This is a genomic window from Candidatus Kurthia intestinigallinarum, assembly GCF_003991225.1.
Classification (GTDB): domain Bacteria; phylum Bacillota; class Bacilli; order Bacillales_A; family Planococcaceae; genus Kurthia; species Kurthia populi.
Map to the genome: position 1 here is coordinate 217,738 of NZ_JTFC01000031.1, position 24,958 is coordinate 242,695.

The window sequence follows — 24,958 nt, forward strand, 5'->3', positions numbered from 1 at the left end:
TTTTTATATCATATTCTTTACCGAATCTATTTTACTATATATTTGAAATTTGTCACTTGTTCGAGCTCATTAAAAAAGAGGCTCAGAATAATTCCTGAACCTCTCTTTATTCCTTATTGCATTGGTAAGGCAATTTTTACGCCTGCTTGTACTTTATCAGATGATAAGCCATTTAACTGACGGATTTGTGCCGCTTTTGCTGTTGAACCGTAGTAACGGATTGAGATACTTTGAACGGTATCTCCTGCAGAGGCATTGTGTAAATAGCCATTTTGAATTGATTGGCGATAAGCTGATGTTGTTGTATTTGGTGCTGCACCTGCAGCTTCTTTTGCAGCCTTTTCTTTTGCTGCTTTTTCGGCTGCGGCCTTTTCTGCGGCCTCTTTTGCTGCTTTTTCCTGCGCAGCTTTTTGCGCCGCTGCTTTTGCTGCCGCTTTTTCGGCTGCGGCCTTTTGTGCTGCTGCTTTTGCTGCAGCCTCTTTCGCTGCTTTCTCTTTTGCAGCCTTTTCTTTGGCCGCTTTTTTCTTCGCTATCCGTTCTTTTTTCGCTTTTTCTTCAGCCGCTTTTTTCTTTTCAGCTTTTTCTTGCGCTTCTGCTGCTTTTTTTGCTTTTTCTTGCTCTATTTGTTGTGCTTTTGTTTGCTTGTCTTTATCGTCATCAGTTGCAACAGCACCACTATTAGATGAACCGTTGCCATTGCTTGATTGTACATTTACATCACTATTTGCTAAATCTTGTGTCGTTTTATCACCGGAATTTGCAAAGAAACTAAAGTACACGAGAATCAGCACAGGTACAAGAACAAAAATACTGCCTAAAATTGTAATTAATTTATTATTATTCTTTTTCTCTTGTCCACTTCGAGCCGCTCTACGTGAAGCACGTCCGGGATTTGTTTGTGCATCGCTACCAGCCACTTCAATGGATTGACGATGCGCTTCAACTTTATCTCGATAGTTATTTTGAGACATGTTTATCCCCCTTTTTCATAGCCATTTCATATTATAATATGCGCTTTGTCGTTTGAAAAGCATTCCGTCGTCGCTTCAATTAAATGGTAATAAATGTTTGAGACGCCTTTGCCAGTTTTCCAATACTTTTGGTTCATTTTTTTCGATATATGGTGCTAAAATCTCGCTTTTCTGCAATCCACAGCCTGAACAGCAATTTTTTGGTTTTTCTAGCAATTCCTCATCAAAATAGGCTACTAATTGTGTGCGAATACATGGCGCTGTGATAATTTTTGCAAGGGCCATCACCTGCTGTTGCTTTTCTGACGCTAGCTCTTGAATTTTTTGTGACACTTGTAAAGGAGCTAGCTGATGCATCCAATAGTGCAGGACACGAAAAGCTGTTTCGGTCATTTCTCCGGCTTCAACAAGCTGCTGTGGCTCCTCACACGCCATGTAACGCGAAATATGCCAATCTGTTGGTAAATCAAGTGTTGCCATTTCAAGCGTACGCTCCGCATCACGTTTTTCATAGTAAAGCGTCGCTAGCGCCTCACCACCGTCACGCCCTGCTCGTCCAACTTCCTGCATATAGCTTGCGACATTTTGTGGCAGATGATCATGAATAATTTGACGGATATTATTTTTATGAATCCCCATACCAAATGCATTTGTCGCACAAATCCAGTCTACTTCATCATGCATAAACTGACGCTGTACAAACATGCGGTCCTGCTGTTCCATACCACCGTGATAAAAAGTAGCACGGATACCTACTTGTTGCAGCATGGACGCATATTCCATCGTTCGTTTACGCGACTGCGTATAAATAATGCCGGGTCCTTCAAACTGCGTAACTTGCTGAATAATGGCATTCGCCTTCTCAAACGATGTCGTTTCAACTGCTTCATAATGAATGTTTTTACGGTCAACTGAATGAATAAATGTCGATACTTTTTCCATGCCTAAATAATGCGTAATATCCCTCATAATTTGGTTCGTTGCAGTCGCACTAAGCGCCAAAATTGGTGGCCGCTCTTTCGGAAGTGCCTCTGCAATTTGTAAATATTCCGGACGGAAATCAAAGCCCCACTGCGAAATACAATGGGCCTCGTCAACAACGATTAGTCCTAGCTTCATCTGTTGCAAACGATTCTTTACAGCATCACTAGCAAGCATTTCAGGTGATAAAAATAAAAAGCGAAAGGCATCGAAGTGCTGCCATACAAACTGTTTATCATCAAATGATAAAAAAGAGTTCAGTGCTGCCACGCGTTTTTCCCCAAACTGTCGCAATTGCTCCACCTGGTCTTGCATTAATGATAGTAACGGCGAAATGACAAGGATGGTTCCTTCCACAACATACCCAGGCAATTGATAGCAGAGTGATTTCCCCATACCTGTTGGTAGTAATGCTAGCGTATCATGCCCGCTGAGTACCGCTTCAATAATTTCTTGCTGGCCCTCACGAAACGCATCATAGCCAAAGCGCTGTTGTAAAATTTGTTGTAACTCCATCATTTATTCCCCCTTTGCCGCAAGCACTAAACGAATTTGAAAATAACTTGCTTGTGGAACACTCTCTTTAATTATGCGTAGCTTCGTCGTTTGTAGCTGCTTTGTACGTTCACGAATCGCTAGTACAAGCTCCTCTGGCACAAACTGCGTCAATGGAAACTGTGGATCATTCATCGCCATCTCGGCTAAATGGTCTTCAATTGTACTCGTTTTTAGACGACGATACTGCGCAATTTGCTCCAATGAATAGCCCTTATAAAAAAGGTCAGCTGTTTTTTGTGTCGATTGTGTTAACAATTGTTCAATCCGGATATTTTGCGCTAAATCAGCGAGTAATGGATAATTGCGCACTTCATTTATCATGCTATGTAAACAGCTAGTAAAACGTAACTGCAAGCTTAATATATCCTCGTCTAAGAAAACGGCTAGTTGCTGCCATGTATAACCGCTTTGTTGATATCCGCTTAGTCGATAGCTTAACACTTGCTTTGAACGCTCCTCGACTGGTAAGCTAGCAACCAACTCCATTAATTGTGTCGTAAACTGTTGTTGAAATGCAGGCTGTTGGAAATCGTGATACCGTAAATAATCTTTTACAAAGCGCTGTGTGACACCGTCTTGCTCAATCGGCAAAAAGCGCATCGTATGTGGTGCATTCGAAAGCGTTTGAACAACGAGTGCCAAACGTTTAAAAAACGCCGACTCTCGCCCGCGATAATGCCAGCCATCGAAACCTACAGGACGGAAATCTTCTATTAATTGACGTCCTTTATCGGTCACGACGACATTTTCCTCCGTCAAAAGGATGAATTGTGCGTTAAAAATTTCCTCAATATAGGTATCATATTGAGCCTTTGTCAGTTTTGGTGTTATACTGAAAAAAGGATACAGTTGAAAAAGCCCGACATCTTGAATCGTCTGACCAGATTTTTTCCCTTTAAAGAGGTGATAAACGGCAGATGATCCGCGCTGATTATTGTATCGGGCAAAAATAGACACGATTAATTTAGTAGCAAACATGTATATTTCCTCCCAGTTCTAGTAATTTAGGTTGAAATGTGCGAAAAAGCGACTTAAAATAGTATAGTGAATATAAGAACGAAGAAAAGAAGGAGAGATTTAGAGATGGCTAAATTTACAATCGTCGATAAAGATACTTGCATCGCTTGTGGCGCTTGTGGCGCTGCTGCACCAGATATCTATGACTACGACGACGAAGGTATCGCATTTGTTATTCTTGATGATAACACAGGTACTGTTGAGATTCCAGAAGACTTAATGGAAGATATGGAGGACGCTTTTGAAGGCTGCCCAACTGATTCAATCAAAGTGGCAGACGAAACGTTCGACGGTGACGCGTTAAAATACGAATAATCTTTCCGCCCTACAAATTGGTTGTAGGGCGTTTTTTTTTATGCTATATTAGTATCAGGTACTAACAGTAAGTTACATACAGGAGGCCATTATGGACATTTTACAATTAAAAGATAAAAACGTAATCGTTATGGGTGTTGCCAATGACCGTAGCATTGCATGGCATATTTCAAAAGCCTTATTTGATGCAGAAGCACATATTATTTTCACATATCGTAAAGAACGTTCTCTTTCAAAACTAACAAAGCTTTTAGCTGATTATGATGACAGCCGCTACTCAATCGTACAATGTGATGTAAATAGTGACGATAGCATGACAGAAGCGTTCACAAGCATTGGTGAAAAATACGGCACGATTCAAGGACTTGTGCACTCTGTCGCATTCGCGCATGCAGAAGATTTAAAAAATCGCTTTGTTGAAACATCTCGTGATGGCTATGCCTTTGCACAAGATACAAGCGCCTATTCATTAATTAAAGCCGCACAACTTGTACGCCCTTATATGACAGAAGGTGGCTCAATTATTACGATGAGCTATCTTGGAGCTGAGCGCGTATTAGACGGTTACAATGTCATGGGTGTTGCGAAAGCCGCATTAGAAGCAAACGTACGCTATCTTGCAAGTGATATTGGCCAAGACAATATTCGTGTCAACGCCATTTCAGCTGGCGCCATTAAAACATTAGCAGCAAAAGGCGTCCCTTCATTTAACAAGATTTTAAATAAAATTGAAGAAGCTGCGCCATTACGTCGTAACATTACACCACAAGAAGTGGCAAATATGTCTGTCGTCATGCTAAGTGCCTTATCAACTGGTGTGACAGGTGAAGTGATTCACGTCGATGCTGGCTATAGTATTTTAGGTATTTAAGTTCTTTATAAACATAAAAAAGAAGGAATCGCGCGTTGGCGATTCCTTTTTTTTGTTGAGAATTTATCAGTCACGATTTTTTAGTTTTTCATTTTCGGATCGAGTGCATCGCGTAACCCATCACCCATTAAGTTAAAGCCAAGTACCGTTAACATAATCGCAATACCCGGGAAAATCATCGTCCACGGGGCATTCACTAAATAAACGCGCGCATCCGCAAGCATTTTTCCCCACTCAGGAGTTGGCGCTTGTGCACCTAAGCCTAAGAAGCCAAGTGCCGCTGCTTCAATAATCGCTGTCGCTACAGCAAGTGTCCCTTGCACGATAACAGGTGCCATCGAATTTGGCAATATATGCTTAAATAAAATTCGCGCATCTTTCATACCAATCGCTTTTGCTGATGTAATGTATTCCTCTTGCTTTATACTCAGCACTTTAGAGCGAATCAAGCGCCCAAAGTTCGGAATATTAACGATGGCAATGGCAATTAACGCATTTTGAAGTGATGGGCCAAGTACCGCCACGATTGAAATCGCTAGTAAAATACTTGGGAACGCCAGCATAATATCAAAAATACGTGAAATAATCGTATCGACCCAGCGGCCATAGTAGCCCGCTAAAATACCGAGTAAGCTCCCGACAACAATCGAGCCAATCACTGAGAAGAAGCCGACCCATAATGAAATCCGTGCACCGTACAAAACACGTGAGAAAATATCGCGGCCAAAATCATCGGTACCAAACCAGTGTGTGCCAGACGGTGGCTGCAAGCGCTGTGTTAAATTTTGTTCATTAATGCCTTGTGGCGCAATAAGCGGTGCCAAAATGGCTAAAATAATAAACACGAGTACAATCCCTGCACCGATGAGGGATACTTTGCTTTTCTTAAAGCTACGCCATGCATTAAGCCACGGCCCTGCTTCTTTTGCTTTTACGGTAGAAAGTGTTTGCTGTGTAGCCATTGAAATCCCTCCTAGTTATATTTAATCCGCTTATCAACAAAGCTGTATAAAATATCGACAATTAAATTAATTAAAATAAACAAGAACGCAATAATTAAAATACCAGCCTGAATTACTGGGTAATCACGGAAGCCAATTGCATCGTAAATATAACGTCCAACGCCCGGCCAACTAAAGATTGTTTCCGTTAAAATGGCGCCCCCTAATAGTAAACCCGTTTGTAGTCCGATGACCGTTAATACCGGAATAATGGCATTTTTCAATGCATGCTTATACACGACTAAAAATGTTTTTTGACCTTTTGCACGTGCCGTACGAATATAATCCGCACGCATTACTTCAAGCATACTTGAGCGTGTCATTCGCGCAATAATGGCCATTGGAATCGTCGCAAGCGCCAGTGCCGGTAAAATTAAATGCTTCACGACATCGCCGAATTGATCAAAGCGCCCCTGGACGAGCGTATCAATTAAATACAAATGCGTAATCGGCTCAACGGGATTCCGCGCATCTTCACGCCCAGATGTTGGGAGCCAGTCGAGCTGAATGGAAAAGCCCCACTGGAACATTAGCCCTAACCAGAAGATGGGCATCGATACACCGATTAATGCTAAAATCATCGCTGCATAATCGAACCATGAATTTTGGAACCACGCGGAAATAATGCCCGCATTCACGCCAATAACGATTGCTAATACCATTGCACAAAATGCTAGCTCAATCGTCGCCGCTAAATACGGCCAAATCTCTGTTGAAATGGCTTCGCGTGTTCGCATTGATGTACCTAAGTCACCGCGTAATAGCTCACCTAAATACTGGAAATATTGCACGTACCATGGGTTATCTAAACCTAAACTTTCACGTAACGCCTTGACCGCTTCTGCTGTCGCTTGCTGGCCTAAAATAACTTGTGCCGGATCTCCGGGTATTGCTCGAATAATTAGAAAGACGATAAACGTCATCCCTAAAAGGACAGGAATTAATTGCAATAAGCGTCTTCCGATATAACTCAACATTGGCCGTCACCTCTCTCATTTGAAAGAGGATGCCTTACGCGATGCATTTACAAGCTGTTCGATGCAAGGCATCAACTCACTGTAAAGGCCGGCACTGTAGGACACCCCCTAAGGATTAATTCACTTCAATTGTGTCAAAAATATCTGAGCCCGTTGGATGCGGCTTGAAGTTTTTGATTGTGCTCTTACCTGCTAAAATTGGTGTTGAATAAGCAAGTGGTACCCAAGGCGCTTCCTCATGAATGATTTTTTGCGCTTTTTCGTACAATGCATTACGTTTGTCTTCATCTGTTTCTTTTTGTGCTTTTAATAATAATTTATGTGTTTCTGAGTTTTTGAAGTACGTGTAGTTATTGCTACCGATATTTGATTCATCTAATAATGTGTACAGGAAGTTATCCGCATCGCCGTTATCCCCTGTCCAACCTAATAGGAATGCATCTGCTTCTCCTTTTGCTGCTTTATCAAGATACGTAGCCCACTCATACGTTACGATTTTTGACTTGATGCCAACATCATCTAAGTTCTTTTGGATTGCTTCTGCAATTTTTTGACCATCTGGCATGTATGGACGTGGTACTGGCATTGCCCATAATTCGATTTCTTTGCCATCATAGCCCGCTTCTTTTAATAATGCTTTCGCTTTTTCTGGATCGTATGGGTATGCTGAAATGTCTTTGTTAAAGCCTGATACTGCTGGTGGCATTGGGTTTGATGCAACATCTGCTTTGCCTTCGTAGAATGCCTTCACAAGCGCTTCTTTATCAATTGCGTAGTTTACAGCTTGACGTACACGTTTATCATCAAATGGCTTACGTGTTACCGTCATACCTAAGTAACCAACATTTAATGATGGACGTTCGATTAATTGTAAGTTGCTATCTGCTTCAATGCTTGCTGAATCTGACGGGCTAATGCCTGTCGCTAAATCGATTTCACCTGTTTTTAACGCATTTAAACGTGTTGAGTTATCTGGAATTGATTTGAAGACGACTTTATCTACTTTTGGTAAGCCTTCTTTCCAGTAATCTGCATTTTTCTCAACCGTTACGCTATCATTACGTTTCCATGATACGAATTTGAACGGACCCGTACCAACTGGATTATCACCAAATTTGTCGCCTTCTTTATCGAATGCTGTTGGTGATGCCATGCCGAATGGGCTCATCGCTAAGTTTTTAAGAAATGGTGCTTGTGGATTATTTAATGTAACTACGACTGTTGTGTCGCCATCTGCTTTTACTTCTTTAATAACAGCTGCATCTTCACCTTCAAAGCCACCAAACATTGATTGGAAGTAAGGAAATTTTTCTGCATCACCTGTCATCCAGCGTTCAAAGTTTTTCACCACTGCATCGGCATTGAAGTCGGTACCGTCATGGAATTTCACACCTTCTTGTAATGTGAATGTGTACTCTAACCCATCATCTGATACTTTCCACTCTTTTGCTAAGCCTGGTTGCAGTGTTGTATCTTGCTCACCAAAGCGGATAAGCGTTTCAAAAATATTTTGTGTTACGGCGAATGATTCCCCATCTGTTACCGTAATTGGGTCAAGTGACACAGAGTCGCCGCCACGACCAAAGATCAATGTGCCGCCGCCCTCACTGTCGCCTTTGTTTGAATCACCATCTGATGATTTTTCACCAGAGCCGCCACATGCAGCTAATACGATTGAAACAAGCATCGCGACTAATACAACGAGTAAACTTTTTTTCTTCATAAAAATCCCCCTTAATTCGATTGTTTTATATCATTGCGATGTGCTTCATCATAAAGATGGCACGCCACAGAATGACCTGGTTTGATTTCATTAAAGACGGGTACTTGCTGTGAACAAACAGCCATTTTATGCGGACAGCGCGTATGGAATGTGCAGCCGCTTGGCGGATTGGATGGACTTGGGATATCGCCTTTAATGAGCTCTGCCTCTCGTTTAAAATCCGGGTCCGGAATCGGCACAGCAGAAAGAAGTGCCTGTGTATACGGATGAAGTGGCTCCTCATATAAACTTTCACTATCAGCTAGCTCGACAATATGCCCTAAATACATCACACCGACACGATTGCTAATATGACGCACAACACCTAAATCATGAGCGATAAAAATATACGTCAGCTTAAACTCCCGCTGTAAATCTTGCATCAGATTTAACACTTGCGCCTGCACAGATACATCGAGTGCCGATACAGGTTCATCGGCGATAACAAGCTTTGGATTTGTCATTAGCGCCCGTGCAATACCGACGCGCTGACGTTGCCCACCTGAGAATTGGTGTGGGTAGCGCTTGGCGTGAAAATCACTTAGCCCAACAATATTGAGAAGTGACATCACACGTTCTTTGCGCTCCTTCGCATTGCCAATACCATGGACAATAAGTGGCTCCTCTAAAATCTTGCCAATCGTATGACGTGGATTAAGCGACGCATACGGGTCCTGGAATACCATTTGAATGTCACGCCGCACTGCACGTAGTTCTTTGTTAGATAATTCTGAAATTTTATGCCCTGAAAAAGTAATATTGCCTTCTGTCGGCTCTAATAAACGCATTAACATACGTCCGGTCGTTGATTTCCCGCATCCTGATTCGCCGACAATACCAAGCGTTTCACCTTCATATACTTCAAAGGACACATCATCAACAGCCTTTACATGCCCAACTGTATGTGTAATAACCCCTGCCTGAACCGGAAAATACTTTTTTAATCCTTCAACTTTCAATAACGGCTCGTTCATCCGCTACCACCTCCTCCGTTAAAAAGCAGCGTGATTTATGCTCTGGCGACACGACGTATAACATGGGCTCTTCTAAACGGCAGCGCTCAAAAGCAAACTCACAGCGCTCCGCAAATCGACAACCCTGCGTCACAGAACCTGGTTTTGGTACATTCCCTGGAATCGCATAAAGACGTTGCTTTTTATAGCGCATATCTGGAATCGATTGAATTAAACCTTTTGTGTACGGATGTTGTGGATTTTTAAAAATCTCATCGACAAGTCCTTCTTCGACAATTTTGCCACCGTACATCACGACCACACGCTCGCATGTTTCCGCTACGACACCGAGGTCATGCGTAATCATCATGACGGCTGTATTCAAACGACGGTTTAAATCTTTCATCAACGCTAAAATTTGCGCTTGAATCGTTACATCAAGCGCTGTTGTTGGTTCATCTGCAATTAAAATCGCCGGGTCACACACAAGTGCCATCGCAATCATGACACGTTGCCGCATACCACCTGATAATTGATGTGGATAATCTTTAAATAATTCTTCTGCTCGCGGTAGTCCAACAAGTTTCATCATCTCAATGGCACGCGCACGAATTTGCTTTTTCGACCACTCTTTATTGTGAATGGAAATGGCTTCGGTAAGCTGACTGCCAATTGTAAATAATGGATTCAGTGATGTCATCGGCTCTTGAAAAATCATCGCGATATCTTTCCCGCGAATTTTTCGGAATTCTTTTTGAGAAAATGTTGTTAAATCTTGGTCCTTGTATACAATTTCACCGCCTGTTATTTTACCAGGTGGCGATGGAATTAGTCCCATAATCGATAAAGATGTGACACTTTTCCCACAGCCAGATTCTCCAACAACGCCTAGAATCTCCCCCTCATAGAGAGAAAATGATACGCCATCAACAGCTTGCACTGGTCCATCATCCGTAAAAAAAGTCGTTTCAAGCTCACTTACACGCAATAATTCTCTTTTCAATGCATATTCTCTCCTTTCTGTGTTTTGATAAAAAAACTATTTTCCACTATTTTATAAGGAACTTGCATAAAAAGGCAATACTTTTCTTCTATACCTTTAATTATATTTAATACCATTTATTGGTTGTTTTTTCTGTTTTCGCAATATATTTTTTTAATGCAATGTATGTAAACCGAATCATTTTGGTTATATACTGTTCCTATACATCATTTAGGAAAAAAATCACTTAAAATTCTAAATTATTCGTTTTTTTAAACTTTATTTTTTTCTGTCAAAAGGGAGTATTTTACTAAAAAGAGGATATTTAAGAAAAGATAAATTTGAACTTATGGAAAGAATGGAGACGATCAACTTGTGGTTTCATGCGAATAACGCATTAGTAGAAATCCAGCAACACTATGCGATTCTGATCGTTTTACTATCAATTTTAACATCCTGCATCGCCTCTTATACCGCTGTGTCACTTAGTCAACGGCTTGGGAAGAATAGCTTAATTAATCCTACTGCCTGGCTCATCATGGCAAGTATCGCGATGGGGCTCGGCATTTGGGCCATGCATTTTATCGGTATGACCGCTTTACAATTACCGATTACGATTCATCATAACTATCCGCTAACAATTGCATCAATGATTCCTGCATTTATTGCATCGTTTTTAGCTTTTTATGTAGCGAATCAGCCACGAACAAACACGCGTATGTTGCTTATGGGCGGCTTTTTTATGGGCCTTGGCATTATCGCCATGCATTACCTTGGAATGGCAGCGATTACACCTACACATCCTGTAATCATGCAGTACACATTATGGCTTGTGATTCTATCAGTTATAGCAGCTGGAGGAATTTCAATTTTAGCCATCTTTATTTTACATAATGTAGCTAAAAAAACCTTTATCTAGTATGGTTTCAAAATTTATAACCGCTCTTTTGCTAGGCTGTGCAACATCGGCGGCACATTACATCGGTATGGCAAGCGTCCATTTCGTACGTACATCATCTGAGCCAATGAATGTGATATCACACACACAAGATATGCAATTTATGATTATCGCCATTATTGCCAGCTTAACGATTATTTTTTCTTTATTATTAGCAGCAAGTATTGTCGACCGTAATTTGGAGCGTCGTTTCATTTATTTTGATACGCTGACGCATTTGCCAAATCGGCGCCATTTCTTAAAAAAAGTAAAAGGCAAATGGCATAATTTATGCCATTGCACTTATCAAATTCCCGAATTTATTAAGCTTCCATCATGAATTTAATTACGAATTAGAAGATGAGCTCTTACTATTAATTTCAAAAAAATTAAAGGATAATATGCCACCTTATACGAAGCTATACCGTATCGATGATCAATCCTTTATTTTTATCGCGAAGGATCATCAGGCAGCCATTGAATTAAAACAACATTTAGAAGTCATTCAACGTCGTTTGCAAAAGCCTCTATTCCTTGGTAAACATGAGTTTAAAATTACGGGTACCGCAACCATTGCACTAAACGAGCATAATGAGTCTTATGAGCGGATGTTTTTAAATGTGCAAGCTGCCATGGAGCATCCAACCACGTCACATAAAAATTTCCACATCGTCAATTATGACCATCGATTGCATACGCGTAATTTTACGACGCAGCTAGTAGAAGGTTTAGATGACGCACTGAAAAATAACGAAATCTTCCTTGTCTACCAACCAAAAGTATTAGCCAAAACGAATCAAATTATTGGTGTTGAGGCATTAATTCGTTGGCAGCATCCTGTTTATGGCATGCTAGCGCCGACTATTTTCTTACCGATTTTAGAAGCTAATCATAAACTATTTTATTTGACCGATTGGATTATTGAAGAAGTTTGTCGTATGTTAAGTCAGCCTGTCACGGAACAGTTCATTCCTCAACAAGTTGCCATTAACATTCCCGGACCGTACTTAACATCACCGCGTCTAAAAGAAACGCTTTTGACGATGACAGCACTTTACAATATTCCACCTGTGCAAATCGAGCTTGAAATTACGGAAACGAGTTTCATTCGTGAAATCGATAAAGCTGAAGATATCGTAACAATGTATCGCACGCTTGGCTTTTCAGTGGCACTCGATGATTTTGGTACAGGGGTGTCATCTCTCGCTTATTTAAAACGTATTCCAATTACAACGTTAAAAATCGATAAAGCCTTTATTGATGATGTACCTACATGTGAAAAAGACACATTGATTTTACAATCGATGATTCAGCTTGCGGAGTCATTAAATGTTCATTTGATTATCGAGGGTGTGGAGATGAATGAACAAATTAATTATTTACTGAAAAATTGTGAAAACCCCATTATTCAAGGCTACTACTATTCAAAGCCCTTGCCGCTTGAAGCATTGCAAATTTGGCATAAGCAGTTTCATGAACAATTCGTATATTAACATTCAAAAAGCCGGAATCGTCATGACAATTCCGGCTTTTTGAATGTTATAGCTCTTTTGGTTTTTTCCATGCAAGTGTAATGATAAAGCTTAGACCTAGCACAATCATCGCAAAATAATACGGTAAATGTACTTCCATATCAAATAAAATGCCGGCTATAGCAGGTCCCGCAATATTACCGATACTCGTAAACATGGAGTTCATGCCACCAACAAAGCCTTGTTCATTACCAGCAATTTTAGATAAATACGTCGTCAGTGCTGGACGAATTAAATCAAATGTTAAAAATACAACAATTGTAACGAAGAAAATGACCGCATAGGAATTGGATTTAATCATAAAAATCATAAAGAGCGCTGCAATAAGCATGCTGACACGAATCAAATTGATTTCGCCCATTTTACGTGTTAAGCCATCAAATAAAAATAGCTGGAATACCGCTCCGACAATCCCACTTACGGTTAGCAATGTCGCAATATCTCCGGCTGAGTAATTTAGTTGATGATCTAAAAATAATCCGTACACGGTTTCATAGGTTGCGAGGCCAAATGAGGAAATAAAAATAACAATAAAGGGAATTGCAAAGGATGGTAATAAAAGTTTTTTCCATTGCTGTGTATTGCCATTCGCTTGTTTTTCACTTGCCACATAATTGCTTTCCTTTAAGGCGAATAAGGAACCTACTGCCCCGACAAAACCAAGTGCCGCGGCTACATAAAATGGCATGCGTGTATCAATTTGCGCTAGGAACCCGCCAATGCCTGGCCCTAAAATAAAACCGGTATTAATGACAGCTGAAACGAGTCCCATTGCTTTTGAGCGCTGTTCAATCGTCGTAATGTCCGCAACATAGGCGGTAACTGCAGGCATAATAAAAGCTGCACTGATTCCGCCAATAAATCGTGCCGCATATAACACACCAACATGTGTTCCGACGGCAAACAGCAATTCTGAGAAGCCAAAAATAATCATGCCGATAACGATTAATTTCTTACGTCCATAGCGATCAATCCAGCGCCCCGCAAGTGGTGAAAAGATTAATTGTGTGATCGAAAATGCGGACATTAAATAGCCCATTGTAGCGCCGCTCAAGCCCATTTCATTCATTAACGTCGGCATGACCGGTACAATTAAGCCAATACCTAAAAAAACGATTAATAAATTCGATAACACAAGCCAAATTAGTGGATTAAATCCTCTCACAGTATCCCTCCTTAGTAAAAATCCTTTCTTCATCGTACGCTAGGAATAACTGACTTTCAATCAAAAAAAAGATGAAACGTACACGTTTGCATACATTCCATCTTTTTTCATGTTAATTCACCCCAGCAAATCGACCATAGCCAACAATATATTGACTCCAGTGCCCAGCCAATTTATCAATTGTAACACCACGATTTTGCGAGTTTAGCATCCGCCCATCGCCTAAATAAATCCCGACATGTGCGACACCTTTACCATAGCTAAAGAATACTAAATCACCAGCCTTCGCTTCAGATGCGCTAATTTTTGTCGAAGCAGCATATTGTTGTGCAGCCGTACGTGGAATCGTAACGCCGTTTTCTTTAAAGGACCAGCTCGTTAAGCCCGAGCAGTCAAAGCCTGTGGATGGCTTATTTCCGCCCCAAACATACGCTGTACCCATATATTTACTCGCCTCTGCAATAATCCCCTTTGCCGTTGCACTGCCTTCAACTGTTGGCGTTTGCTGATCGGCATCGGTTGTTTTGGCGCCAAAATTCGTATTACCAGCATTGCCGCCTTCAGTGGAAACTGTTGCTGTATTGATTGTTGTGTCTGCAGCCGCTTTTGTATCTGTTGTCTTTGTCGCATCTGCAGTTTCCGTTGTGTCCGTCGCAGTCGCTACGTCCGTATTGTCAGTTGTTACCGTACGCGCTTGTTGCTGTGCCGCTGTGGCAGCCTCTGCTTGCGCTTTTTCTTGTGCTGCCTGTGCTGCTGCTTCCGCTTGCGCTTTTTCAATCGCTTCCTGCTGTTGCTGTTGCATTTGCTTTAATTTTGCCGCTTGTTTTGCGGCTTTTTTTTGCTTTTTCGCCAGCTTTTCTTTTTCTTTTTTTGTCGCAATTTTTTCTTTTAAAGCTAGTGATGCTGCCTTATTTTCCGCACGCTTCACCGTCATTTCCTCGTATTGCTGTTGCATCATTTGAAATTGCTGCTCAAGTTCTTTCTCTTTTTTTACTAATGCGGTATGCTGTTTTTTAAAGGTTGATGATTGTGCATGCTGTTCTATACGCATCGATTCATCGGCATCAATAATTTTTTTTACGGACAATGTACGTGTCACAAGGTCTGTAAAGCTATCGGCGCCAAGAAAGGCTTCTACGTATGGACTAAAGGTCGAATCCTGTGCTTGATACGCTTTCATACGCTTGGCAATAATTTGTTGGCGGTCACTTAACTCTTCTTTCGTCACCGCAATATCCGCCTCTGAATCAAGTAATTCTTCTTGCAATGCGTCATACTGCGCGACATATGTATCGAATTGTTGTGTCATCGTCGTCATTTCTTGTTCTAACGCTTTAATTTGTGCATCAATTTCTTTTTTATCGGCTGTTAATTGTGTCGACGTTTTGGCGTCACTCGCTACTGGATAGAGCGAGGTTGTCGCTAAAACCGCTGTCAATACGACGGCCATTGTTCGTGTCTTTTTCATCATTCACAACCCCTATCTATCGTTTATCATAGCATAAATGACATACAAAACTAGCTCTTTAAAGTAGCCGTTATGATACAATTTGATTACTATTTTTTAAAAGCGAGGTCTTTTTACATGAAATATGCCCTAATTGGTGATATTCATTCGAGTATCGACGATTTACAAGCTGTTTTCCACCAAATTCAAACGATTCCTGATACACCGACCATTATTGGTATGGGCGATTTATACGAATGCAAAATCGGCAAGAAAAAAGTAGCGACATTAACAGCACCACTGCCACTGACTGACGCACAGGAGAATTCGACACAGTTTGAATCAATGCTGACATTTCCCTCAATTCGTGGCAATCAGGAAGAACGTATTATGCGCGCGACCGGACTTTCTTTATATAATCATTTACCGCTTGTCATGCCTATCGATGGCGCTCGTCTCATTCATGGGCATCAATTCGAATGGTCAGCAGATTGGCAGCCGCTCACAACGCATTTACCAGACGATACGCTCGTCTTTTTTGGCCATAGTCACGACTCTGTACTATATCGTAAAAAGAAGCCACAATCTTTTACATTTGGCGAGCCGATTCTACTAGAAAAGAAGAAATACGGTATTAATGTTGGTTCTGTTGTCGATAACCGCGAATGGGTGCTTTATGATTCGAGCGCACGTACTATTACATTTATGAAAGCTTGATTTATCTGCACAGTTTCCATATTATGAAGGTAATGACATGCTTCACATGGGGGTAATTTGGTGGAATGGCAACAACTTGAGTATTTTCAAATGCTCGCAAAAATTCAGCATATGACAAAAGCGGCTGAGAAGTTATCAATCTCACAACCTGCGCTTAGTCGCTCGATTGCGAGATTAGAGGATGAGCTTGGCGTCCCACTATTTGAACGACAAGGACGCTCGATTCATTTAAATCGCTACGGGGAGCTATTTGAGCATCGTGTAGAACGTATTTTAAATGAATATCAATTAGGCTTAAAGGAACTACAACAATTAGTCGATCCAAATCATGGCGAAATTTCTCTTGGCTTCTTACACACACTCGGGACAAATATTGTGCCGGATTTAATTCGTCTTTTCAGAACGAAGCATCCAGACATTCATTTTTCATTGAAGCAAAACTATACACATTTACAATTGAAGCATTTATTATCAGGTGATTTAGATTTATGCTTAATGGCGAAAATGGACGTGCCAAAACCAATTCACTGGACCGAATTATGGCGCGATGAATTATTCGCCATCGTCCCAAGCGACCATCCATTATCCAAGCGTTCAAGCATTACAATTCACGAGCTTGCAAATGAATCCTTTATTTTAATGAAACCTGGCTATGCCTTACGCCTACAAGCAGATCATTTATTTGAGCAAGCAAAGTTTCAGCCGCATATTACATTTGAGGGCGATGAAGTATCGACAGTTGCCGGCTTTGTTATTGCAGGTCTTGGCGTTTCGATTTTACCGGATGGCCTTGAAATTAACCAAAAAGGCATTTCAAAGCTTCATATTACAGGCATGAATGCTGAGCGAATTATCGGTATGGCTTGGTCTGAGGGGCGTTATTTGTCCCCTGCGGCAAAAGCGTTCCAACAATTTATTTTTGATTATTTCGATAAACAGCAGCCATCTTAAAAAAAGAGTTCAACTACATCGTAGTTGAACTCTTTTTTAGTAAACCTATAATAAAAACGGGTTGACTAAAATGTTCTCTTTCGCTATGATAAAGTCATTCCAAACGAAGGGGTGTCGTTTATGCAACATCATAAATTAAAAATGTGGATTGTTTCCGCACTATTTGCCGCCATTATTGCGATTTTCGCCCAGCTAACGATTCCGTTACCACTAATTCCGATTACCGGCCAAACATTAGCCGTTGGATTAGCGGTAACGATTCTAGGCCTACGCTATGGCACATTATCTGTTGTGTTATACATATTACTTGGCGCTATCGGCTTGCCGGTCTTTAGCGGTATGACTGGAGGCATTGGCATTATTTTAGGGCCAACAGGTGGCTATATTGCTGGCTTTATCGTGCAAGCACTGGCGATGGGACTTTACTTTAAAAAGTTTGGCTATTCAAAAGCGCAGGCCATTATCGCTAATATTTTAGGTATGGTTATTACACTCGCCTTTGGGACAGCTTGGCTAAAAGTACTGGCAGATTTAACATGGATGAAAGCCGTACTGTCAGGCACGGTACCATTTATCATTGTAGGCTTACTAAAAGCCGTTATTGCAGGCTGGGTTGGCTCGATTGTACGTGAACGCTTAGTAAAAATCCGTTTGCTTGAAACGAAAACGGTTTAATACAAAAGAGGCTTTGACATACGTATACAAACGACCGTTCATATGAGCATAAGAAAAACCGGAATTGCGCGGTAGCGCGGTTCCGGTTTTTCGTTGCGAACGCTAAAAAAGGAAAATGACGTATTTTGTCCCAGCCTCTTTTTTCGTTACACTAATTTTAAAAAGAAAAGCGCTAGCGCTAATACCATGAAGGCAATGGTAATGAAACGATAATGCTTTATCCATGCCTCTACTGCTAAAAAGAGCAGCACAACAAAGACGATCCATTCAATCGATTGAGTAATAAGCATTTTTTCTAAAAACACATCGACAACAATAAAAAGAATAAGTCCCATTAGTAAACTATAGCGTATACCGGTTACCAAGCGAATTCCCCCATTATGTAAAAAAGAGAGCCGTAGTAACGACTCTCTTTTTGATTATTTACTTAAGTGCAAACGTTGTTGTTTTTCAATCCATGTGTGTAACACTTTAAATAACACCATGACAACAACCGTTAGGATAACACCTTTTAAAATATTAAATGGTAAAATCCCAATTGCGATTGATTTCACTAAAACAGCACCTGTATCAACAGGCATGTTTAGGAAATAGTTGTACATCGGCATAAATACGAAGTAATTTAGTAAGCTCATGCCTACTGCCATTGTTACTGTTCCTGTCACTAAACCGAATGTTAAACCTTTTCTCGATTTCATACGACGTTGGATGAAGTACACTGGCATGATGAATAATAACGTTGTTACAAAGTTTGCGATATGTCCGACTGGTACACCTGTTGGGCTTCCTTGCATAAACCAATTGATGACATTTTTAAAGAACGCAACGCCAATACCGGCTACGGGTCCTAATGTAACGGTTGCAAGCAATGCTGGCACGTCACTAAAATCAATTTGCAAAAAGGCTGGAAACGGTGGTAGTGGGAATTGGAACAGCATGAGTAATGCTGCGATTGCTGACAGCATCCCAACAGCTGTCATTTTTTGTAATTTCGTGTTTTTCATTTGTCAAAGCACTCCTTTTGTGCGATTCACTTCACAAAAAGGAAAGATGCAGCTTACTTACTTGTAGTTGCCATTTATAAAAGAAAACCCTTATGTGCAGTCGCAACATAAGGGAGAATAAGGCATCGTCAAATAAGCGACCTAATGAGCAAAATTGCTCGTTTAAGTGCTGTACCTTCACCTTCTCCCATCCAGACTATACTGTCGGCTCCAGAGTCTCACTGAATCAGCGTTTTACGGCTCGCGGGCTTTAAACAATACTGTTTATTTACCGCCGGTCGGGAATTACACCCTGCCCCGAAGATGAATCATATTATTATTTTTTACACTTTTATCATACATAACAACTTGGAATTTGTAAAGTGCAACTACTTTAAATTCGAGATATTTTTTTTTAAGACTTAAACTTTTGGGTATACCTTGCGCGAGGTAATTGAATAAACCCGTTTATTTCAATCAAAAGAAATGACACGATGTGCGAGAACATTCACCAAAAACCGCGCGCACATAATGATGCTATCTCGACCGAGGCACGCAGCGTGACTTTACAATTACGATTTGCGACAACGAACAGCTCATTGCCGGGCTTGCGGGCGAGATTTTCGGTCAGTGGATGCTAATTGTTTATTTAATCGTTGATGAATATTACCGCAAAAAAGGATATGGTAAAACGCTTTTAGTAGAAGCGGAAGCGCTGGCTCGGCTTTAAGGAAGTGTATGTACGGCGACATTTCCCACAGACTGGCTCTGAGCATTTTAAAAAAAATTATAAAAAAACACGGGTAGCGATTTTGTCGCTACTCGTGTTTTTATATTTGCTCTAATGGTAAATAGAATATAAATGTCGTGCCTACATCGACCGTACTTTCAACTAAAATACGACCTTTATGTGCTTCGACAATATTACGCGCAATGGCAAGCCCAAGTCCTGTGCCCGCCTTGCCGCGTGTACGTGCTTTATCCGCCTTATAAAAGCGCTCAAAGACATACGGTAAGTCCTCTTTTGGAATTCCTGCCCCGTCATCTTGCACGCGAATACGCGCAAAATTCACTTGTTGGTCAACAAGCACCTTCACATGCCCACCATTTGGCGTGTGGCGAATAGCATTATCGATTAAATTCGTCAGCACCTGCTCAATGCGGTCTTGGTCGACAAGTAGCGTCGCCTCATTCGTAAACGCAGATTCAAACGATACATCAATATTTTTTTCACGACCACGCTGCACAAATTTTTGCGTAATACGCTCAAAGGTTGGATTAATTGGGAAAACATCTTCATATAATGTAATATTCCCTGATTCCATACGTGCTAAGTCCAGTAAATCATTTACAAGACGGCCCATGCGCTGTGATTCATCGTAAATAATACGGATGATTTCCTTTTGCTCTTGCTCATCTTGCACGATGTCATCAACGATTGCCTCTGCATAGCCTTGTAACATCGAAATCGGCGTTCGTAGCTCATGCGATACATTGGCAATAAAATCGGAACGCAGTTTTTCAAGGCGATGCTCTTCCGTTTGATCACGAATAACCGCTACCGCGCCGCGTACCTTATTGCTCGCACTATAAAGAGGACTAATTGAAATGATGTAATACACGCTATCAATTTCAAGCTCCTCTTCTAACTGCTCCTCAAGCTCAAGCACATGGTCAAGCATATGATAGATTTCAATTGGTAGTGGCTTTTCACTATCGCTGCCTTTATTTAGGAACCAATCTTGTAGCAATAGCTCCGCTGGTGGATTGCTTAATAACACAGTACGGTCCTTATTAAACGTAATTACCGCATCGGTCATTGACGTCAAAATACTTGAGAGTTGTTCTTTCTCCTGATTAATGACTTCAACATGATGTTTTAGCTGACGACCCATTTGGTTAAAGGCTGTGCCAAGCTGCCCAATCTCATCGTTTTGAAAAACGGGCACCTTCGTATCAAATTTCCCCTTCGCTAAATCAAACGCCGCTTCACGCATTTTTCGTAGCGGACGTGTAATACGCGATGATAGGAAGAACGTAAATAGCGTCGTCAAAACGAGCGCAATCGCCGCTGCTAAGAAAACAATTTTTGTCGTCTGCTCGGTCGTACGGTGAATGGCATCTGGACTTTGATAAATATAAATGACGCCATGCTCAGCCGATGTCGTTTCAATTGGATACGCCATCACAATATACGATTCTTTTTTATTTTTTTCAGTCGACGATGGCAGCATCATTTCTTTAATAACCGGTGTCTTTGATGTAAATGCCTTATTTAACTTCGCCGACTGTGTAATTTCATCTCGAATGGCTTGTCGATTTTCACCAGACTGTAGTGAAATGACGACATCACCTTGTTTTTCAGCAACGAGTGCATTCGTTTCGTCACTAATAATATCCGATAAAATACTTTTTGTTTCTTTTACGGAATAGTGGTGGTCGTCCATAATACGCGCGACGACGGCCGCCTCTTGCTTTAAGTTTTTTTCAGCTTGCTGTGTATGGTAGTTGTTTAGAAATTCAAGCATCAGTACTGTAAAAACAAACAGTACAAATGAAACGAGAAGCAATATGGTTCCCCATAGCTTCCCGACAATACTATTCCAAACGTTAATCTTCATCTACAACCTCAAATTTGTAGCCAACGCCCCATACTGTAACAATCATCTTCGCTGCACTTTCAGATACGCGATTTAATTTCTCGCGTAAACGTTTCACATGCGTATCTACTGTACGAAGATCGCCGAAGAAATCATAATGCCATACTTCTTTTAACAGTTGCTCACGGTCAAATACCTTGTCCGGTGCTTTCGCTAAGAAGTATAGTAGCTCATACTCTTTCGGTGTTAAGTTTACTTCGGTACCATCTGCTGTCACGCGGTGCGCATCATGGTCGATAGTTAAATGTTTAAAAACGACTAAATCTTTTGATGAAGCCGTTGTTGAAATTGGCGATGTTGTAGCAGAACGGCGTAAAATCGCTTTAATACGTAACACGACTTCACGTGGGCTAAATGGTTTCACAATGTAATCGTCAGCGCCTGTTTCAAAGCCTTCGACACGGTTTGCTTCTTCCCCTTTAGCTGTCAGTAAAACGATTGGCGTTGTTTGTGTTTCGCGGATTGCGGCACACGCCTCTAAGCCATTCATTTCTGGCATCATAATATCTAACACGATGGCATGATAATCACGGGCTGAAGCCATTTCAACAGCTTGCACACCGTTTTCACCTTCGTCCACCTCATATCCTTCTCGTTCTAAATACATTTTCAATAAACGACGGATTCTATCCTCATCGTCCACGACTAAAATTCTAATTTGCTCTTCCAAGCTGATCCCTCCTAGATTGCGTTACTTCTATTGTACAATTACCCTTTCAAAATGAAAAGAAAATCATCTACTCGGCATAGGAATGCAGCCCTGCAATAATTAAGTTAACCGCAATTAAGTTAAACATAATAATCGCAAAGCCTAAAACCGCTAACCAAGCTGAGCGTTTCCCTTCCCAACCACGCGATAGGCGTACATGTAAAAAGGCGGCATAATAGAGCCACGTAATGAGTGCCCATACTTCTTTCGGGTCCCATCCCCACATACGACTCCAGGCTTCCTGTGCCCAAATCATCGCAAAAATTAATGCGCCGAGTGTAAAGACCGGAAAACCGATTAATACTGAGCGATAACTTATTTCATCAAGTAGGGGTAATGTCGTTTTTTGAACGAACGGCTGCAATACCGCAGCGAGTCGTCTGCGTAAAAGTATGCGTAGCGCACCATATAGAACGGTCCCAGCAAGCAATGACCAAATGACCGTCGTTAATTTTTTCGCATTAATCCATGCTGGTACTTCAACAAGTGGCTCGAATGCGTCTGTTGTTTGTGCGTCGTATTGATGCATGCCAATAAGCGCTGGCGTGTGATACGTAATCGCAGCACTTTCGCCCTCCTTATCAACATATGTATAGCTTGCCTCGTATCCTATCGCATTGAAATAGCTTGTAATCGCCACAAAACCGATCACAACAACGAGCGTATACAAGATAAATTCTAGCCAAAAGCGCTCCATCGAACGTTTGGATACATCAATCACCTTTAGTAAATAAATCAGACCACTAAAGGCGCTAATCGCTAATATGGCTTCACCAATCACGGTCGTTAACACATGAATCGTTAGCCAGTAGCTTTTCAGTGCCGGAATAAGCGGTGCTACCTCGCGCGGAAACATACTCGCATAGGCGATAATAATAATCGCAACCGGTAAGGCAATTAATCCAAGCGATGGCACGCGGTACAACGCATATAAAATTAAAAAGGCCCCGACGACACACATGCCAAAAGCCGTCGTAAATTCAAACATATTACTAACAGGGGCATGCCCTGTATAAAGCCAGCGCGTCACAAAATAGCCAACATTTGCGGTAAAGCCAATGATACTTACAACAATGGCGGCTTTTGAAAAGCGCAAATGAGAACGCTTCTCCTGCTCTTTCTTCCCATGAACAGCACCGCCAAACAACAATGTTGCGACTAAATAACAAATAAACGCTGTGAATAATAATGTACTACTAATACTAAGAAGCATCGTTATCGCCCTCCTTTTCGCGCTTGTCATCAAATGAAGGCAGCGCTAATTTTTCAGTTATATCGGCAAGCTCTTTTTTAAATGCATAACCTGCTTTATTCGCATGCGCTGCGAGTAAATAGGCTTCTGGTGTCTGCTTTATCCAAATGCGACGATGACTCATATAAGAGCCAATGATAACGCCCAGCATAAAGATGATCCCCCCAACAATTAAAATGGGCATGGTCACATCCTTACGTACTTTAAGACCTGTAATATCCCGCGTATCTGCTGATTTAAAGACCATTTTATACGCCGTTTCCCCTAAAGGCTCGCTCGTCTTTTGAATTTGCACAAAGCTCGTTTCACCTTGCTTTGTCTCGGCTGTATACATGTTAAATAAAAAGGCCGGGTTATTTGGGTTTGGCGATTTGGTTTGTGGGGCACCATCTGCATCAAAGCCATCAAAGTCGGGGTAATAGCCCGCAAGTTCGACACGTGCGCCATTTTTTAATGCATAGCGCTGCTGCGGATTGGCTAAATCAATCGTTACGTCACCAAGAGATTTACCTGATTTTTTTTCCGTTAATTGAAAGGTCATCGTTTTTAATTCATCGAGGCGATAATCCATTTGATACAGCGCATAGCCATCAAACTTCGCTGGATGATTGACCTGAATGGATGCCTGCTTTAACTCCTGAAGATTTGCAGTATCACCAGCAAGCGTATCCCCTTTATAAATGACCGCCTTCGTTTCGTATTTTTTCGCAACGGAATTCACGGCATTTTCAACACGTTCACCGTCATACGTTTCTAATATAAACGCTTTATTTTCCACGAAATACCCCGCGGCACCTGGTATCGCCGTTGTATCTCCTTCGCGTACCCATAGCTCCTCATCGACATAAAAGCCTGGTACGAGGCGAAGCATAACACCGCTTAAAAAAATCAGTAGCCCGACATGGTTAATATACGGGCCAAAACGTGCAAAACGGCCTTTTTCGGCTAATAGCGCGTTATCCTCTAATCGAACGCGGTAGCGCTTCGTTGTTAATACGCGGGCCGCTTCTTCTAGCGTTAGTTGTTCACTTGGTACCTTTAGCGTAAAGCGCTGGCGCTTTAAAAAGTTATCGTGCTTTGTAACACGCTGATTAAACAATGCTTTAAATAATGGCACCCCACGGTCAATACTTGCAATGACAATCGATGCCGCAAGCGCTAACACGAGCGTTTGGAACCACCAGGAATTGTATAAGTCCGCAAAGCCAATCGTATAATAAATCGTCCCAAAGACACCATATGTTTGGGTATAGGCTTCTTTTGGAGATGCAAACGTTGAAGTATCGACAAACAATACTTGCGGCAAAATGGTACCGAGTGACGCCGCAATCAATGTCAACACAATTAACAGCACCCCAAATTTCACATTGGCAAAGAGCGCCCATATTTTATCGATGAGCGTTTTCTTTTTCGTTTTTGAACGAATTACTGCGCCGTCATAGCGCATATCAAGCTCTGTCGTTAAGGGCTTTCCGCAACGCTCACAAAGCTGTGCGCCGTGCGGATTCGTATGCCCACAATCACACTTCATGTCTTCCACCT

The 24,958-nt window shown here is 41.4% G+C and carries 25 protein-coding genes and 1 riboswitch; of the genes, 9 read left to right on the top strand and 16 right to left on the bottom strand.

Annotation, left to right across the window (positions count from 1 at the left end; genetic code table 11):
- Positions 1–113: 113 nt before the first annotated feature.
- The 3 genes from QI30_RS20445 to QI30_RS09720 all read right to left on the bottom strand — a co-directional run bounded on the left by QI30_RS20445 (position 114) and on the right by QI30_RS09720 (position 3,488).
- A complete protein-coding gene (locus QI30_RS20445; RefSeq protein WP_158621023.1) occupies positions 114–971 on the bottom strand; it encodes a LysM peptidoglycan-binding domain-containing protein in 858 nt (285 codons plus the stop codon).
- A 75-nt stretch (positions 972–1,046) separates the two neighbouring features.
- The gene (locus QI30_RS09715) at positions 1,047–2,471 is read right to left on the bottom strand and encodes a RecQ family ATP-dependent DNA helicase (protein WP_233600564.1); all 1,425 of its coding nucleotides are present in this window, start codon (positions 2,469–2,471) and stop codon (positions 1,047–1,049) included.
- Complete coding sequence (locus QI30_RS09720; protein WP_126990673.1) at positions 2,472–3,488, bottom strand: helix-turn-helix domain-containing protein; 1,017 nt, start codon at positions 3,486–3,488, stop codon at positions 2,472–2,474.
- Positions 3,489–3,593: 105 nt separating this feature from the next.
- On the opposite strand from QI30_RS09720, the gene QI30_RS09725 reads away from it, so the two are divergent.
- Both QI30_RS09725 and QI30_RS09730 read left to right on the top strand, forming a co-directional pair.
- A complete protein-coding gene (locus QI30_RS09725; RefSeq protein ID WP_020189590.1) occupies positions 3,594–3,842 on the top strand; it encodes a ferredoxin in 249 nt (82 codons plus the stop codon).
- An 88-nt stretch (positions 3,843–3,930) separates the two neighbouring features.
- Positions 3,931–4,713, top strand: coding sequence for an enoyl-ACP reductase FabI (locus QI30_RS09730; RefSeq protein WP_304999926.1), 783 nt, complete (start codon positions 3,931–3,933; stop codon positions 4,711–4,713).
- Positions 4,714–4,793: 80 nt separating this feature from the next.
- Here the strand turns inward: QI30_RS09730 and nikC are convergent, their stop codons facing one another.
- From nikC to QI30_RS09755, 5 genes are all read right to left on the bottom strand, one after another.
- On the bottom strand, positions 4,794–5,675 hold the full coding sequence (nikC, locus tag QI30_RS09735; protein WP_020189588.1) for a nickel transporter permease: 882 nt from the start codon (positions 5,673–5,675) through the stop codon (positions 4,794–4,796).
- An 11-nt stretch (positions 5,676–5,686) separates the two neighbouring features.
- Positions 5,687–6,691, bottom strand: coding sequence for an ABC transporter permease (locus QI30_RS09740; RefSeq protein ID WP_020189587.1), 1,005 nt, complete (start codon positions 6,689–6,691; stop codon positions 5,687–5,689).
- Between the two features lie 115 nt (positions 6,692–6,806).
- Complete coding sequence (locus QI30_RS09745) at positions 6,807–8,414, bottom strand: ABC transporter substrate-binding protein (protein WP_126990675.1); 1,608 nt, start codon at positions 8,412–8,414, stop codon at positions 6,807–6,809.
- Between the two features lie 11 nt (positions 8,415–8,425).
- The gene (locus tag QI30_RS09750) at positions 8,426–9,427 is read right to left on the bottom strand and encodes an ABC transporter ATP-binding protein (RefSeq protein ID WP_020189585.1); all 1,002 of its coding nucleotides are present in this window, start codon (positions 9,425–9,427) and stop codon (positions 8,426–8,428) included.
- Positions 9,402–10,409 (bottom strand): ABC transporter ATP-binding protein, encoded by a 1,008-nt coding sequence (locus tag QI30_RS09755; protein ID WP_126990676.1) that lies wholly within the window; start codon positions 10,407–10,409, stop codon positions 9,402–9,404. Before QI30_RS09755 ends, QI30_RS09750 begins: the two co-directional genes overlap by 26 nt.
- A 352-nt stretch (positions 10,410–10,761) precedes the next feature.
- Between QI30_RS09755 and QI30_RS09760 the strand changes: the two genes are divergently transcribed.
- The 3 genes from QI30_RS09760 to QI30_RS09770 are packed head-to-tail and all read left to right on the top strand — an operon-like array spanning position 10,762 to position 12,818.
- Complete coding sequence (locus tag QI30_RS09760) at positions 10,762–11,307, top strand: MHYT domain-containing protein (protein WP_158621024.1); 546 nt, start codon at positions 10,762–10,764, stop codon at positions 11,305–11,307.
- 1 nt (position 11,308) lies between these two features.
- On the top strand, positions 11,309–11,665 hold the full coding sequence (locus QI30_RS09765) for an MHYT domain-containing protein (protein WP_126990678.1): 357 nt from the start codon (positions 11,309–11,311) through the stop codon (positions 11,663–11,665).
- Complete coding sequence (locus tag QI30_RS09770; protein ID WP_233600579.1) at positions 11,631–12,818, top strand: EAL domain-containing protein; 1,188 nt, start codon at positions 11,631–11,633, stop codon at positions 12,816–12,818. Before QI30_RS09765 ends, QI30_RS09770 begins: the two co-directional genes overlap by 35 nt.
- 46 nt (positions 12,819–12,864) lie before the next feature.
- Here the strand turns inward: QI30_RS09770 and QI30_RS09775 are convergent, their stop codons facing one another.
- Complete coding sequence (locus tag QI30_RS09775; protein WP_126990680.1) at positions 12,865–14,055, bottom strand: MFS transporter; 1,191 nt, start codon at positions 14,053–14,055, stop codon at positions 12,865–12,867.
- Between the two features lie 79 nt (positions 14,056–14,134).
- Positions 14,135–15,493, bottom strand: coding sequence for an NlpC/P60 family protein (locus QI30_RS09780; RefSeq protein WP_233600566.1), 1,359 nt, complete (start codon positions 15,491–15,493; stop codon positions 14,135–14,137).
- 114 nt (positions 15,494–15,607) lie between these two features.
- On the opposite strand from QI30_RS09780, the gene QI30_RS09785 reads away from it, so the two are divergent.
- From QI30_RS09785 to QI30_RS09795, 3 genes are all read left to right on the top strand, one after another.
- Complete coding sequence (locus tag QI30_RS09785; protein ID WP_126990682.1) at positions 15,608–16,186, top strand: metallophosphoesterase family protein; 579 nt, start codon at positions 15,608–15,610, stop codon at positions 16,184–16,186.
- A gap of 60 nt (positions 16,187–16,246) precedes the next feature.
- On the top strand, positions 16,247–17,137 hold the full coding sequence (locus QI30_RS09790) for a LysR family transcriptional regulator (RefSeq protein WP_126990683.1): 891 nt from the start codon (positions 16,247–16,249) through the stop codon (positions 17,135–17,137).
- A 120-nt stretch (positions 17,138–17,257) separates the two neighbouring features.
- A complete protein-coding gene (locus QI30_RS09795; protein WP_126990684.1) occupies positions 17,258–17,812 on the top strand; it encodes a biotin transporter BioY in 555 nt (184 codons plus the stop codon).
- 146 nt (positions 17,813–17,958) lie between these two features.
- Here QI30_RS09795 and QI30_RS09800 read toward each other — a convergent pair whose 3' ends face one another.
- Together QI30_RS09800 and QI30_RS09805 are read right to left on the bottom strand one after the other, a co-directional pair.
- Positions 17,959–18,177, bottom strand: a complete 219-nt coding sequence (locus tag QI30_RS09800; protein ID WP_126990685.1) for a hypothetical protein — start codon at positions 18,175–18,177, stop codon at positions 17,959–17,961.
- 54 nt (positions 18,178–18,231) lie between these two features.
- Positions 18,232–18,816, bottom strand: coding sequence for an ECF transporter S component (locus QI30_RS09805; protein ID WP_020189576.1), 585 nt, complete (start codon positions 18,814–18,816; stop codon positions 18,232–18,234).
- A 175-nt stretch (positions 18,817–18,991) separates the two neighbouring features.
- Positions 18,992–19,125, bottom strand: a riboswitch (FMN riboswitch).
- 241 nt (positions 19,126–19,366) lie between these two features.
- Here QI30_RS09805 and QI30_RS21230 point away from each other — a divergent pair.
- Entirely contained in the window at positions 19,367–19,525 is a 159-nt protein-coding gene (locus tag QI30_RS21230; RefSeq protein ID WP_126991029.1) for a GNAT family N-acetyltransferase, read from the top strand.
- Positions 19,526–19,625: 100 nt separating this feature from the next.
- On the opposite strand, the gene QI30_RS09815 is transcribed toward QI30_RS21230, so the two are convergent.
- The 4 genes from QI30_RS09815 to resB all read right to left on the bottom strand — a co-directional run bounded on the left by QI30_RS09815 (position 19,626) and on the right by resB (position 24,947).
- On the bottom strand, positions 19,626–21,416 hold the full coding sequence (locus QI30_RS09815; RefSeq protein ID WP_020189575.1) for an ATP-binding protein: 1,791 nt from the start codon (positions 21,414–21,416) through the stop codon (positions 19,626–19,628).
- Positions 21,406–22,125: a response regulator transcription factor gene (locus tag QI30_RS09820; protein WP_020189574.1), complete on the bottom strand. Its 720-nt coding sequence runs from the start codon at positions 22,123–22,125 to the stop codon at positions 21,406–21,408. Before QI30_RS09820 ends, QI30_RS09815 begins: the two co-directional genes overlap by 11 nt.
- Before the next feature lie 67 nt (positions 22,126–22,192).
- Complete coding sequence (gene ccsB / locus QI30_RS09825; protein WP_126990686.1) at positions 22,193–23,377, bottom strand: c-type cytochrome biogenesis protein CcsB; 1,185 nt, start codon at positions 23,375–23,377, stop codon at positions 22,193–22,195.
- Positions 23,367–24,947 (bottom strand): cytochrome c biogenesis protein ResB, encoded by a 1,581-nt coding sequence (gene resB / locus QI30_RS09830; RefSeq protein WP_370323608.1) that lies wholly within the window; start codon positions 24,945–24,947, stop codon positions 23,367–23,369. The genes ccsB and resB overlap by 11 nt, the downstream gene beginning before the upstream one ends.
- Between the last annotated feature and the right edge of the window lie 11 nt (positions 24,948–24,958).

Excerpts from the sequence above, each read along its gene's own strand:
- QI30_RS20445 (WP_158621023.1), bottom strand. The coding sequence starts at position 971 with ATGTCTCAAAATAACTATCGAGATAAAGTTGAAGCGCATCGTCAATCC.
- QI30_RS09715 (WP_233600564.1), bottom strand. The coding sequence starts at position 2,471 with ATGATGGAGTTACAACAAATTTTACAACAGCGCTTTGGCTATGATGCG.
- QI30_RS09720 (WP_126990673.1), bottom strand. The coding sequence starts at position 3,488 with ATGTTTGCTACTAAATTAATCGTGTCTATTTTTGCCCGATACAATAAT.
- QI30_RS09725 (WP_020189590.1), top strand. The coding sequence starts at position 3,594 with ATGGCTAAATTTACAATCGTCGATAAAGATACTTGCATCGCTTGTGGC.
- nikC (WP_020189588.1), bottom strand. The coding sequence starts at position 5,675 with ATGGCTACACAGCAAACACTTTCTACCGTAAAAGCAAAAGAAGCAGGG.
- QI30_RS09740 (WP_020189587.1), bottom strand. The coding sequence starts at position 6,691 with ATGTTGAGTTATATCGGAAGACGCTTATTGCAATTAATTCCTGTCCTT.
- QI30_RS09745 (WP_126990675.1), bottom strand. The coding sequence starts at position 8,414 with ATGAAGAAAAAAAGTTTACTCGTTGTATTAGTCGCGATGCTTGTTTCA.
- QI30_RS09750 (WP_020189585.1), bottom strand. The coding sequence starts at position 9,427 with ATGAACGAGCCGTTATTGAAAGTTGAAGGATTAAAAAAGTATTTTCCG.
- QI30_RS09765 (WP_126990678.1), top strand. The coding sequence starts at position 11,309 with ATGGTTTCAAAATTTATAACCGCTCTTTTGCTAGGCTGTGCAACATCG.
- QI30_RS09775 (WP_126990680.1), bottom strand. The coding sequence starts at position 14,055 with ATGAAGAAAGGATTTTTACTAAGGAGGGATACTGTGAGAGGATTTAAT.
- QI30_RS09780 (WP_233600566.1), bottom strand. The coding sequence starts at position 15,493 with ATGATGAAAAAGACACGAACAATGGCCGTCGTATTGACAGCGGTTTTA.
- QI30_RS09785 (WP_126990682.1), top strand. The coding sequence starts at position 15,608 with ATGAAATATGCCCTAATTGGTGATATTCATTCGAGTATCGACGATTTA.
- QI30_RS09795 (WP_126990684.1), top strand. The coding sequence starts at position 17,258 with ATGCAACATCATAAATTAAAAATGTGGATTGTTTCCGCACTATTTGCC.
- QI30_RS09805 (WP_020189576.1), bottom strand. The coding sequence starts at position 18,816 with ATGAAAAACACGAAATTACAAAAAATGACAGCTGTTGGGATGCTGTCA.
- QI30_RS09815 (WP_020189575.1), bottom strand. The coding sequence starts at position 21,416 with ATGAAGATTAACGTTTGGAATAGTATTGTCGGGAAGCTATGGGGAACC.
- ccsB (WP_126990686.1), bottom strand. The coding sequence starts at position 23,377 with ATGCTTCTTAGTATTAGTAGTACATTATTATTCACAGCGTTTATTTGT.
- resB (WP_370323608.1), bottom strand. The coding sequence starts at position 24,947 with ATGAAGTGTGATTGTGGGCATACGAATCCGCACGGCGCACAGCTTTGT.